Source organism: Lentibacillus sp. JNUCC-1 (genome assembly GCF_009741735.1).
Lineage (GTDB): Bacteria > Bacillota > Bacilli > Bacillales > Amphibacillaceae > Lentibacillus_B.
In genome coordinates, this window is the sequence record NZ_WHOH01000003.1 from 256,455 (window position 1) to 268,767 (window position 12,313).

Consider the following 12,313-nt stretch of genomic DNA (forward strand, 5'->3'; position numbering starts at 1 on the left):
GAATAACGGACATAATAGGATCGTGGAGGTGGTGTAATGGTTCAGGGTATCGCAAACTGGAGTACAGAACAAAGCAGAGAGTGGCTGCAAAGCTATGTGGATGACTGGGTGTCTTTCTACAGAAAACATACAGGGGAAGGCAGCGTGGCAGAATATATCCCACAGCTCGCCACAGCCGATCCAGATGCCCTAGGAATTACAATTATAGGAAGAAACGGGATCAAAGTCAGTTCTGGAGATGTGGATCTTCCATTCACCATTCAAAGTATATCTAAAGTAATTAGCTTTATTGTTGCATGTATGGACCGGGGTGTTTCTTATATGCTGGACCGAGTGGATGTCGAACCGACGGGTGAAGCGTTTAATTCCATTATGCACCTTGAAATGAAACAAGTCCGCAAGCCGCTTAACCCTTTTGTGAACGCCGGTGCCATTACGGTTACTTCCACTTTGGAAGGCAAAACGTCTGATGAAAAAATGGAATCCATTTTCGCTTTACTTGAAAAATTGCTCGGTTACCGCCCTGCTCTTAATATCGACGTGTATGAATCTGAACGTGACTCGTCAATGCGCAACAGAGCGATTGGCTATTATTTGCTTGAAACCGGTTTTCTGGAGTCGGATATGAATACGACGCTTGAGACCTATTTCAAGCAATGCTCCATTGAAATCACTGTACAAGATCTGGCACGAATTGGTCTGATTCTTGCCAACGATGGTGAAGATGTTGAAACCAATGAAGAAATCATCCCGAGACCAATCGCACGGATTACAAAAGCCCTTATGCTGACTTGCGGCATGTATGATGCTTCCGGAAAATTCGCCACATATGTCGGGATTCCGGCTAAAAGTGGTGTCTCAGGCGGTATTATCGGCGCTGTGCCACCGCGTGTGCGTGAGGAAGTTCTGCCGTTTATGGAAGGATGCGGCATCGGTGTTTATGGACCAGCACTTGATGACAACGGCAACAGTGTCTCAGGCATCAGACTGTTAAGGCATATCGCCAGTCAGTGGGATTTGAGTATATTTTAAGATATTAGGGAGGGGAAAAGATGTGTGGACGATATACACTACTGGCCGAAGAACGTGATATCCAGGAAACTTTTGGATTGTCAGACGGCATTTCCGAGTATGAACCGAGCTATAACGTCGCTCCAGGCCAGAATGTGTTATCGATTATTCACGATGGCAAAGAAAAACGAGGCGGCTATATGCGGTGGGGACTCGTGCCTTCATGGGCCAAAGATCCAAAAATCGGCTATAAGATGATCAATGCCAGGAGTGAATCAGCTCATGAGAAACCGAGTTTTAAATCCTTAATGGCACGAAAACGCTGCTTGATCATTGCTGACAGTTTTTACGAATGGCAAGCATCACAGGATGGCAAACAGCCTAAACGCATTCAGACCGAGGATGGATCTTTGTTTGCTTTCGCCGGCTTGTGGGATAAATGGCAGCAAGGCGATGAAGTGTTGTTTACGTGCACCATTTTGACGCGTGATGCCAATACGTTCATGCAAGATATTCACCATCGCATGCCGATTATTTTGCCAAAAGGGAAAGAAGCAGACTGGATCGCTCCAACCGTATATCGGCCTGAAGAAGCTCAAGCATTTTTGACGTCACTCACAAGCGTTCCCCTGAAAGCCCATAATGTCAGTACATACGTCAACTCAGCCAAACACAACGATCCCGAGTGCATCACACCACTCACATCAAATTAACAAACCGCAGCTTACTTGGTGTAAAATAGGGGTAATAATATTAGACAAATGGGTTTCTGGGGGAAACATCAATAAATGTACTAAGAGTATCATGATTCCTGTTGCGCGAAGTCGCTTCAATTACTTTACGTTAATCACTGAGCGGACAGATTTGCTCATATAGTAAAGAGATGGTATGTACTTCTCACCAAGCTCTGGGAAAACACGGAGACTCCTATGGGAGTAAAAGCCCCGGTGAGACCCCACAGCGCGCAGTAGGGGAAGGAAGGCTAAAACCGCGACGTCCTGTCGCAACGCCTTCATGACCCACATCCTGTGGGCCCGAGGCTCAGCAGCGCCCATGGAAAGCGCAGTGTTTTCCCAGAGCGATCGTCTGGGCTGGTCCTCAAATGATTAACGAAAGCTGCGTTGTAAGTGTAATCTATTCAGAAGCCAATTGGAAAGGGGGAGTAGTGTGGTTCGTGTTATTTTTGTTTGTCTGGGTAATATTTGCCGTTCTCCGATGGCAGAGGCTGTTTTTCGGGACATGCTTGAGAAAGAAGGGCTTGAAAAGCAGGTGGTGGTTGACTCAGCCGGTACGGGAAATTGGCATGCGGGAAAGCCGCCGCATGAAGGCACAAGACATATACTGGACCAAAAAGGGATCAGTTATGCTGGCATGAAAGCACGCATGTTTGAACCAGCCGATTGGCATTCATTTGATTATATCATCACGATGGACAGCAGCAATATGAACGACTTGGACAAGGTTCAGCCTGCAGACGATGAAGGTGTCACAGTGGCCAAATTAATGGATTTTGTGCCCGATGCCGAAGACAAAGATGTTCCTGATCCGTACTTCACAGGCAACTTTGAACAGACCTATGCGTTAGTGCAAGCTGGCTGTTTTGAACTTATTAAACATATAAAAGCCAAACACAAACTATAATATAAAAGGAGACATGATGATGGGACGAAATAAATTATTGACAGGTATATTACTGGGAGCTGCAGTTGGAGGTCTGGCTATGCTGTTCGACCGGGAAACACGGGAATACACAGGCAGAAAACTGAGTGCTGCTAAGACAAGCACCGTAAATTGTGTTAAAAACCCGTCAAACACAGTTATGCAATTGCGGACGACAGTGGATAAATACAATACAGCATTTGTTCAGAATGCAGAACAAGCTATTAACGCGCTGGAGCAAGTTGGGGAGACCATCGAGAAGTTTCAGGATAAGTAACAGAACTCCAGCTGCTCAGCCATGTCATTGGAGGGATAGCCATTATAGATCAAATAAAAAACTTCCTGAAAACATTGTTTAAACGAGCAATGGATGCTGATTTATTCGGCATGGCTGCCCAGCTGGCTTACTTCTTTCTCTTGTCTTTGTTTCCGTTTCTCTTATTTACTTTGACAGCGGTTGGTTATCTGCCCTCGAATCAGACGACATCATGGGCTTTATTGAAACTTATGCACCTTCAAGCATTAATGAATTGATTAATACCAACATTAATACGGTCGTTAATAACCAAAATGGGAGTCTGTTGTCCATCAGTGTGATCGGTACGTTATGGGCAGCCTCAAATGCGATTAATGCGATTATGCGTGTGTTCAACAAGGCGTATGAAGTTGAGGAAGACCGTTCCTTTATTGTAGCGCGTCTGATTGCCATCGTTTTAACAATTGGTATGATCGTCGTGATTATTGTCGCTTTTCTGCTCCCGATTTTCGGGAAATTAATTGGGGAATATATCTTTTCATTCATTGGTTTATCGGAAACCTTTATCAACACATGGTCAGCCTTGCGCTGGGTCATGTCTTCACTTGTGTTCTTTATCGTTTTCCTTACGCTGTACCGGCTTGCCCCTAACGTTAAAATATACACTAAAAATGTGATATGGGGTGCTTTGTTTGCGACGGTAAGCTGGCAGATTGCGTCACTGCTCTTCTCTTATTACGTCAGCAACATCAGTAATTATTCGGCGACATATGGGAGTCTTGGGGCCGTCATTGCTCTGATGATCTGGTTCTATATTTCCGGAATTATCATCATCATCGGCGGGCTGATCAACGCTGTTATCCGTAAGATGAAATTAGAACATACATGACGATAATAAAAAAAATCAACCAAATAAGCCCGAACAATGCTGTCTTAGGATGGTTTTGTTCGGGCTTTGTATATTCTAGGCTTGGTCCTATGGTGCTGTTTATCTTTCACTGGATCGGGGTAAGGATAATTACATAAATAGCAGTGATACTTTTGACGACTGAGGTGGACTGGATGAACAAGGTGACGGCAGTATTTTGGTATGCAGCGGCAGGGTGTTTGCTGCTGGTGATTTGGGGGTCTATTGCCCCAACGAATCTCGAAACAGTGACGACGCAGGTGACTCAATTCATTTCTAATACATTTGGATGGTATTATTTGATACTGGTTATGTTAATTATTATTTTTTGTGTGTATCTGATTTTCTCAAAGTACGGCAAGATTACGTTAGGCAAGCCAAACGAAAAGCCAGAGTTTAGTCTGGCCTCCTGGTTTGCTATGTTGTTCAGTGCCGGAATGGGGATCGGGGTCGTCTTTTGGTCGACAGCTGAGCCGGTTACATATGCATTTAAAAATCCGCCCCTCGCTGAAAAGGGGTCAGAGCAAGCGTTAAATGAAGCGCTGCAATACACATTCTTACATTGGGGTGTGAGCGCCTGGGCGATTTATGCGCTTGTCGGACTGGTTCTTGCTTATTTTAAATTCCACAAAGACTACCCTGGTCTTGTGAGTGCAACGCTGATCCCGCTCTTGGGTGAGGATCTGATGAAAGGGTATATGGGGAAAATGATTGACGTTCTTGCCGTTCTCGCGACAGTTGTTGGGGTTGCAGCGGCGCTTGGGTTCGGGTCAGCTCAGATTACAAGCGGCTTTCATTTTTTGTTTGATACGCCGCAGACATTTATGATGCAACTGCTCGTGCTTACCGTTACGACCGTTCTGTTCATCATGTCTGCATGGTCAGGGATTGGCCGCGGGATTAAATATTTGAGCAATATCAATATGGGCCTTGGCACGATTTTATTTATTATGCTATTTGTGATTGGTCCAACTCTGTATATTCTCGACATGTTCACTCAGGCTGTAGGAGGCTATATTTCTGACTTTGTGAATATGAGTTTTCACCTTGCACCGAATAATGAAGGAGAACGGGAATGGATTAACTCATGGACTTTGTTCTACTGGGCATTCTGGATTTCCTGGTCTCCATTTGTCGGAACATTTATCGCGCGTATCTCGAGAGGACGCACGGTTAAAGAATTCATGATGGGTGTCTTGTTTGTTCCTGCGATTGTCTGTTTTATTATTTTCTCGATCTTTGGCGTATCGGCGCTGAATGTAGAGGCCAATGGGTTAGCCAAATTGTCAGAGCTAAAGATTGAAACGATGACATTCGGGATGCTGGAGCAGTACCCGCTTGGTTCAATTATGTCGGTAATGACGATCGTTGTGGTCGCAATTTTCTTCATTACGTCGGCCGATTCGGCTACATTCGTTTTGGGCATGCTCACCACAAATGGACTTGTGAACCCGCACAATAGCGTTAAAATTTCCTGGGGACTGATACAAGCTGCTGTTGCCGCTATTGTTGTTTATTTTGGAGGAACACAAGGGCTGCAAAACACGGTTATCATCTCTGCATTGCCGTTTTCCATTATTATGATCATGATGGGCTTATCGTTTATGAAATCCGCACGGCAGGAAATTAAGAAGAAAGAATGAAAGAACACGCGCGGCATTCGTATGCTGCGCGTGTTCTTTCAGGTTTTTAACAGTCTGAGCCCGTTTAGGATGACAAGGATGGTGCTGCCTTCGTGCCCAATGACGCCAAGTGGTAAGTCAATGACTTGCATGAAGTTGGATGCGATCAGGAGAAGAATAACGCCAAGTGAAAAGTAGACATTTTGCTTAACGATTCTGTTCATCCGCTGTGACAGTTTTCTGGTTTGGGTAATTTTGGACAGATCGTTCTTCATCAAAACCATGTCAGCTGTTTCAAGCGCGACATCTGTGCCTTCCCCCATGGATACGCCGAGGTCGGCTGTTGCCAGGGCTGGCGCGTCATTAATACCGTCACCAATCATAGCCACGCTGCTGTACTTTTCCTTCAAGGCTTTGACTTCTGTCACTTTATGTTCGGGCAGACATTCCGCTACAAATGAGTCGATGCCGGTTTCTTCGGCAATCACCCTGGCCGTTTCAGGATTGTCGCCTGTCAGCATAACGGTATGAATGCCTTGTGATTTCAGGTTGGCAATGGCTGCTTTGGCATCCTCTCTTACAGTGTCCTTAAGAGCGAATAGGGCCACAAGTTCTTGATCACGCTGGACAAAAACCAATGTCTTTCCTTCTCTGGCTAATTTCGCAGCTGCTGCGTTTTGAAATTGATCAGCGTCATGAGTGCCAATAAATGAGGCGTTTCCGATGCGCCATTCATGACCTTCTGCAACAGCTGAGACCCCGTTGCCGCTGTGTGTTTTCATATTATTTACTTGAATGGGAGCAGATTTTCCCGCAGATTGCTCTTTATATCGCGTGATGGCTTGTGCCAATGGATGTGTAGATTCTTCCTCGATTGCGCCTGTAATGTTGATGACATCGTCCCGGTCTACATCCGGGTGGACCAAAACATCTGTCACAACCGGTTTGCCGTTTGTTAATGTGCCTGTTTTATCAAAAGCGATCGCCTTCACATGGTCAAGGTTTTCCAGGTGGACACCGCCCTTAAACAAGACCCCGGCTTTTGCGCTGTTTGAGATCGCAGACAGGGTTGCCGGCATGATCGAGGCAACCAGGGCACAGGGTGAAGCGACCACAAGCAGGATCATTGCCCGGTAAATGCTATCAGTCAAGGACCATCCCAAAACGAGGTAAGGCAAGAACATCATAACAGCAACGACGGCGAGGACGATTTTTACATACAGTCCTTCAAATCGTTCGATAAACAGTTGGGAAGGGGACTTCTCATCTTGTGCGGATTGAACAAGCTGAATGATTTTCTGGAAGAGTGTTTCATCGGCTGTCTTAGTAATTTCAACTGTAATGGTGCCATCAAGCGCTACAGTTCCGGCAAACACATCGGCCTGTTTTGTTTTCTCTACAGGAAGGGATTCTCCGGTTATCGCACTTTCATCAACAGCGGTGGTTCCGGTAACGATTCTTCCATCTGCAGGGATGCGTTCACTTGCCCGCACCAGAATGTGATCGCCAATGGCCAGCTCAGAGACATGCACAGTGCGGTTTCCTGCTGAATCGAGCAGCAAAGCAGTTTCCGGCTGCATATCAACCAAGGATGAGATTTCCTTATGACTCTTATTCATGGTATAGGTTTCCAAAGCACCCGAAAGCGCGAAGATGAATATGAGGATCGCACCCTCCGTCCAGTAGCCGATGATCGCGGATCCAATTGCAGCGAGAAACATAAGTAATTCCACATTGAGATCTCGTTCTTTAATCGTTTCGGTAATCCCTTCTTTTGCTTTGGCATAGCCTCCGATGACAAAGGCGGTAAGGTGCAGTCCAACCCATACCTGATGTGACAGCTGCTGTTCAAATGACCATGCAACCAAGATGATCACACCGCTTATTATGGCGGCCAGCAACTCCCAATGAATGTTCATCCGTTTGAACACACTTTGCTTCTTCTGTTGGTTTTCCGGCTTTTTTTCAGTTGACATATAGCCCTCGGCTTGAGCTTCCATTGATAATACCCTCCTGTAATTGAGAATTGTTTTCATTGTAATTGAGAATGCAAATCACTATTAACTAACATTAAAACCTATAAACACAGTGCTTATGCAACCTATTTATAATTATTATAAACTGATATATAGTTTATATTACCATTTAAAAGTTATAAGTCAACACAAAGAGGACCTATTTCTAAAAAACATGATAAATGCCTGTCAGATGCAAATGGTTGGCAGTCATAGTAAGATGAAAGAAAAGAAGATTGGAGTGCTTAGTAATGTCAAATGGAAAAATGACGTATATGATGAAAGACCAAGGCGTTCGAACTGAATTGTCATACGGAGAATTGAATATTGCAGGTGATGAAACATATGGATTTCGTCCTTATCAGTTACTTGTTTCCTCTGTTGCAGCCTGCAGCAGTTCCGTTTTCCGCAAAATCCTGGAGAAGCAGCGGGTTCAACTGGCTGACATGACAACCACTGCAGAAGTGGAGCGGAATCCAGATGAAGCCAATCGCATCGAGAAAATCAGTCTTGAATATACAGTTAAGGGCTATGATCTTGATCCCGAAAAACTTCATAAGAACATGGCGCTTGCCCGTAAAAACTGCTCAATGGTGCGCTCTGTTGAAGGCAGTATCGAAATTGAGGAGAGCCTCAATATTATTCAATTAAGTCAGTAAGTATAAAAATCATGTGCCTGAAAAAACTATAGGAAAATGAAAGGACTGTGGCACATGATTAAAATGAAGTTTTGGAGTGCGTTTTTCCTTGTGTTCCTAATGCTGTTTGGTCTATCACAGGCAGCTTTTGCGAAAGAAACGGAAGAAAAAAGCAAGGAGAAAGATGAATATGCGGTTCCGGATCATGTTTTAAACATTGGCAAAGAGAACACGTATCCCAATTCCGGTGAAGATCAGGAAGTGGTGGAACCCAGTGGATCTACAAAAGAACTGCTGGATGACTTGGATATGGACATCGACAACCCCGAACTGATCAAGCTGCTGAATGAATCTGACATTGACCCGTCCCCGATCGGCTTCGGCTATCGTGGTATGGTGTACATCGGGCGCTGGGCGCTCAATTACGAATCTGAAGACACGACCATCAACTGGGAGTATCAGCATGTCAATACGAATGAGTTGAACAATATTGGCGGAGATACAGGTCAAAAAATGAGTTATAATCAGAACGAGCAAAAAGATGTTAAAGGCGCCTTAACCGGCAAAATTTCTGATGCTGAAGATGTGAAAAGAATGATGCTGATGAAAGCTGCACACAAAACCAAGCTTTCATTAGCTTTCCAGACAACGATCGGCAAGAATACGAAAAAAGGGAATTCCTATAATATCCCGGTTAAGAAAGCAGCGGAGCTTCAGGCATACGCTCCGGCTGTCAGTGAAAAAGGGCAAGTGACATTTGGCGAGGTGTACTTTCAGTTGAAGGGCACAAAAAAATCACTCGTCATCAAAAATGTCACCAAACAAGGCATCGGCGCCTGGATCCCAATTGAAGACCACCTCTCATTCGCCTTCCAACTCAATTAGTATACACACGCGCTGCACAAAACGTCCCACCAGACAAGCAGCGCGTTTTGTGTTTGCACGAAACCCCTTCACAGACCCTGATCGTGTGTAAGCTTTGCTGTCGTAGAAGACACAAACAGCGGCAGAGAGAAAACTGGAAATGACTGCTTCTGGCAACCGCTCGGGGAAAACACTGCGCTTTCCGCGGGCGCTGCTGAGCCTCCTCGCGCTACCGCACTCCGGGGTCTCACCGAGGCTTATCCTCCCGCTGGAGTCTCCGTGTTTTCCCCGAGCTTAGAGAGAGGGGGTAATTCAGTAACACTTGTGTGAGCAGAACCGCCCAAGCACCTTTTAATGCAGAGTGATTGGAGCGGAGGGAAGTCGACTCCTACCATGAAAATTAAATCTCTTAAGAATCGCAAAAAGACAATATTTAAGTAGACGCAGCTCATGTTTTTTAAAAAAACTAAGATGAGAGCGTCGCTGTATTGGTGCATTTAGGTTAGTATGATAATGTGTTCTTGATCTCCTTCCTAAGACATACGGCATCCGTTATTTATTAAGGCTGGCGCAACAACCAGAATAGGGTTAATCTACCATGAGTGCTTCCCGAATGGGAGCAACAATAAGTGATGCGCCGTGGTCGAAGGAGTCAGACTGCGGGTAGGGCTCTAAGGCACCAAGGAGTATCGACCTTCCTCATCCAGCCGTAGCACTAGTATCGCCACCCTACATCTATTTTCATCCCCTTGTGGTGTATAGCGCTTTTCGCGATACATGGTTGACTGCGGGAACAGCACGAGTCCGAAGACCCCACAGCGGTGGTCTTTCCGCGAGGAGGCTGAGGCCGTGCCCGCGGAAAGCGACTTCCCGCAGCGGAAATCACGGTTCCCTCATGAACTTATACAGGTTTTATTCCTCCCACATAAATTACAGCCATAAATTACAGCTTGCTGAAAAAGTTTTTTGAGTGGGTATTTGTACTAGAGGATTTTTAAAAAAAGGGGTTGACGGTTTCACTTTATTACTTTATCATGGTAAAGTAATAAAGTGAGAGATTGAGAGGGGAAGTCGTCTTATGGAATGGGTTGTTATTGTATCTGTATTGGTTATGACCGTATTAAGCTTGTTAAGGGTTAACGTGATTATTGCAATCATTGCCGCAGCACTCACTGCAGGGTTGATGGCTGGTCTGTCAATGGTGGACTCAGTCACAATGCTCGTGAATGGAATGGGAGGACAGTCTGAAACAGCGCTCAGTTATATTTTGCTTGGGGCCTTTGCCGTTGCCATCAGCTACACAGGCATTACGTCAATTCTTGTTCGTCAGCTCATCAAAATATTAACAGGTAAACGGATTTTGCTGCTGTTCGTCATCGCAGGCGTTGCATCATTATCTCAAAACCTTGTACCTGTGCATATTGCATTTATACCTATATTAATCCCACCGTTGCTAAAGTTATTTGACGACATGCAAATCGATCGCCGGGCGGTTGCGACAGCTTTGACATTCGGTTTAAAAGCCCCTTACATTATGATCCCGGCCGGTTTTGGGATACTATTTCATAAAACCATTGTAAAAGGGATGGAACAAAATGGCGTTTCATTATCAATGAGCGATGCCGCTCTGGCTATGCTGATTCCCGGGTCTGGCATGATTGTTGGTCTCGTCATTGCGATTCTTTTCACCTATCGTAAAAAACGGGATCCGATTCCCGGTGCAGGCGGAAGTGATGGGGTAATCATACCTGAAGAAAAAGATGTCACGTTTAATAAAACACATGCTTTAACACTGGTTGCAATCGTCGCTGCACTTGTTGTTCAAATTGTGACGCAGAATTTAATTATCGGTGCTTTGACTGGTCTTGTACTCATGTTTCTCTTTGTCGCTGTTCCGTTCAAAAAAGGCGAGAAAGTTATGGCTGACGGGATCAGCATGATGGGCATGATTGCAATTGTGATGCTTGTTGCCTCAGGATTTGGCAATGTATTGACAGAAACAGGAGCAGTAGATGCTCTCGTAGAAGCGTCTTCAGGCTTCCTGAGTGGAAATAAATCACTTGTTGCGATTGTGCTGCTTTTGGTTGGCTTGCTTGTCACGATCGGTATTGGTTCATCATTTGGCACCATTCCGATTATCGCGGCATTGTTCGTTCCAATCTGTGTTACGGCTGGCTTTTCACCGCTGGCAACTGCAGCTTTAATCGGAACTGCCGGTGCACTTGGTGATGCAGGGTCACCAGCATCTGACAGCACACTTGGACCGACATCTGGGCTGAATGCTGACGGGAAACACCACCACATTTGGGATACATGTGTGCCGACATTTATTCACTTTAACATTCCGCTCGTGATCTTCGGCTGGGCCGGAGCCATGTTATTATAAGTATAAAGTTCAGACCTCCGTTTAAACTAAGCAAAAACGGAGGTCTGTTATGCGCTACGATCATAAACGAATGATATGTGTTGTCCTGAGTGCCTTGTTGCTGCTCTCCATTCTCCCGGTATCCACGGCCATGGGCGCCGGTTATGGCTGGGGCTATAAGAAAAATAACGACCACACCATTCCTGATGTGGGGAAATATAAAGCAATGCTGGATGAGTACGGGGCCTATTATGCTGATCATTCCGGCGATAAAGTCATCTATCTAACCTTTGATAACGGCTATGAAGAAGGGTATACGGGTGATGTGCTTGACGTTTTAAAAGAGGCGAATGTGCCGGCTGCGTTTTTTGTAACAGGGCATTATGTTGAAAGTGAACCAAAATTGGTCAAACGTATGTCTGATGAAGGCCACATCATTGGGAATCACTCATTCCATCATCCAGACTTTACGATTATGTCCAAAGCATCTATTCAAGAAGAACTTGAAAGTCTGGAATCAGCTGTGGCTGAAGTTTCAGGACAGAAATCCATGAAATACTTGCGTCCGCCCCGGGGCACTTTTAGCAAAGATACATTGAAATGGGCGCATGAACTCGGCTATGTCCACGTGTTCTGGTCACTGGCTTTTAAAGATTGGAACACAGATCAGCAGAAGGGGTGGGAATACGCCTATAATCAGGTAATGGATCAGGTTCATCCCGGCGCCATTATGCTGCTTCATGCTGTGTCATCTGACAACGCTGAAGCACTGGCCAAGCTGATCCAGGATCTGAAAAAAGACGGTTACACCTTTAAAAGCCTTGACGAGCTCCTAATAAAAGATCTGCTTCCGGTTGGGTTTTATGAACTTTAATATGAAAAGCTCCATTGCTCCATTTGCAGTGGAGTTTTTTAATGATTTAATAGGAATTTTATTTAAAATGATCAAAAGGTTTGCTATGATTGTAATAAGTTA

Annotated in this window: 11 protein-coding genes; 10 read left to right on the top strand and 1 reads right to left on the bottom strand. The window is 45.1% G+C overall.

The features are described 5' to 3' along the window. Window positions 1–36 precede the first annotated feature (36 nt). From JNUCC1_RS11635 to JNUCC1_RS11660, 6 genes are all read left to right on the top strand, one after another. A complete protein-coding gene (locus tag JNUCC1_RS11635) occupies window positions 37–1,032 on the top strand; it encodes a glutaminase (RefSeq protein WP_156645668.1) in 996 nt (331 codons plus the stop codon). A 20-nt stretch (window positions 1,033–1,052) separates the two neighbouring features. Beyond that, window positions 1,053–1,724, top strand: a complete 672-nt coding sequence (locus JNUCC1_RS11640) for an SOS response-associated peptidase (protein WP_156645669.1) — start codon at window positions 1,053–1,055, stop codon at window positions 1,722–1,724. Between the two features lie 454 nt (window positions 1,725–2,178). Then, window positions 2,179–2,652, top strand: a complete 474-nt coding sequence (locus tag JNUCC1_RS11645; RefSeq protein WP_331713766.1) for a low molecular weight protein-tyrosine-phosphatase — start codon at window positions 2,179–2,181, stop codon at window positions 2,650–2,652. A 19-nt stretch (window positions 2,653–2,671) separates the two neighbouring features. After that, on the top strand, window positions 2,672–2,947 hold the full coding sequence (locus JNUCC1_RS11650; RefSeq protein ID WP_156645670.1) for a YtxH domain-containing protein: 276 nt from the start codon (window positions 2,672–2,674) through the stop codon (window positions 2,945–2,947). 103 nt (window positions 2,948–3,050) lie between these two features. Further along, a complete protein-coding gene (locus tag JNUCC1_RS11655) occupies window positions 3,051–3,815 on the top strand; it encodes a YihY/virulence factor BrkB family protein (protein ID WP_331713886.1) in 765 nt (254 codons plus the stop codon). A gap of 173 nt (window positions 3,816–3,988) precedes the next feature. Continuing rightward, on the top strand, window positions 3,989–5,476 hold the full coding sequence (locus JNUCC1_RS11660; RefSeq protein ID WP_156645671.1) for a BCCT family transporter: 1,488 nt from the start codon (window positions 3,989–3,991) through the stop codon (window positions 5,474–5,476). Window positions 5,477–5,514: 38 nt separating this feature from the next. Here the strand turns inward: JNUCC1_RS11660 and JNUCC1_RS11665 are convergent, their stop codons facing one another. Then, a complete protein-coding gene (locus JNUCC1_RS11665; RefSeq protein ID WP_197431724.1) occupies window positions 5,515–7,455 on the bottom strand; it encodes a heavy metal translocating P-type ATPase in 1,941 nt (646 codons plus the stop codon). A 281-nt stretch (window positions 7,456–7,736) separates the two neighbouring features. Between JNUCC1_RS11665 and JNUCC1_RS11670 the strand changes: the two genes are divergently transcribed. The 4 genes from JNUCC1_RS11670 to pdaA all read left to right on the top strand — a co-directional run bounded on the left by JNUCC1_RS11670 (window position 7,737) and on the right by pdaA (window position 12,211). Further along, window positions 7,737–8,129 (top strand): OsmC family protein, encoded by a 393-nt coding sequence (locus JNUCC1_RS11670; RefSeq protein ID WP_156647098.1) that lies wholly within the window; start codon window positions 7,737–7,739, stop codon window positions 8,127–8,129. Between the two features lie 54 nt (window positions 8,130–8,183). Next, on the top strand, window positions 8,184–8,993 hold the full coding sequence (locus JNUCC1_RS11675) for a YfkD family protein (RefSeq protein ID WP_442915472.1): 810 nt from the start codon (window positions 8,184–8,186) through the stop codon (window positions 8,991–8,993). A gap of 1,057 nt (window positions 8,994–10,050) precedes the next feature. Beyond that, window positions 10,051–11,358, top strand: a complete 1,308-nt coding sequence (locus JNUCC1_RS11680) for a Na+/H+ antiporter family protein (RefSeq protein WP_156645672.1) — start codon at window positions 10,051–10,053, stop codon at window positions 11,356–11,358. 49 nt (window positions 11,359–11,407) lie between these two features. Next, window positions 11,408–12,211 (top strand): delta-lactam-biosynthetic de-N-acetylase, encoded by an 804-nt coding sequence (pdaA, locus tag JNUCC1_RS11685; RefSeq protein WP_231784197.1) that lies wholly within the window; start codon window positions 11,408–11,410, stop codon window positions 12,209–12,211. Window positions 12,212–12,313 lie beyond the last annotated feature (102 nt).

What these genes read in the sequence shown, in the direction of transcription:
- JNUCC1_RS11670 (WP_156647098.1), top strand. Translation starts at nt 7,737, where the DNA reads ATGACGTATATGATGAAAGACCAAGGCGTTCGAACTGAATTGTCATAC.
- JNUCC1_RS11660 (WP_156645671.1), top strand. Translation starts at nt 3,989, where the DNA reads ATGAACAAGGTGACGGCAGTATTTTGGTATGCAGCGGCAGGGTGTTTG.
- pdaA (WP_231784197.1), top strand. Translation starts at nt 11,408, where the DNA reads ATGCGCTACGATCATAAACGAATGATATGTGTTGTCCTGAGTGCCTTG.
- JNUCC1_RS11680 (WP_156645672.1), top strand. Translation starts at nt 10,051, where the DNA reads ATGGAATGGGTTGTTATTGTATCTGTATTGGTTATGACCGTATTAAGC.
- JNUCC1_RS11675 (WP_442915472.1), top strand. Translation starts at nt 8,184, where the DNA reads ATGATTAAAATGAAGTTTTGGAGTGCGTTTTTCCTTGTGTTCCTAATG.
- JNUCC1_RS11640 (WP_156645669.1), top strand. Translation starts at nt 1,053, where the DNA reads ATGTGTGGACGATATACACTACTGGCCGAAGAACGTGATATCCAGGAA.
- JNUCC1_RS11665 (WP_197431724.1), bottom strand. Translation starts at nt 7,455, where the DNA reads ATGGAAGCTCAAGCCGAGGGCTATATGTCAACTGAAAAAAAGCCGGAA.
- JNUCC1_RS11635 (WP_156645668.1), top strand. Translation starts at nt 37, where the DNA reads ATGGTTCAGGGTATCGCAAACTGGAGTACAGAACAAAGCAGAGAGTGG.
- JNUCC1_RS11650 (WP_156645670.1), top strand. Translation starts at nt 2,672, where the DNA reads ATGGGACGAAATAAATTATTGACAGGTATATTACTGGGAGCTGCAGTT.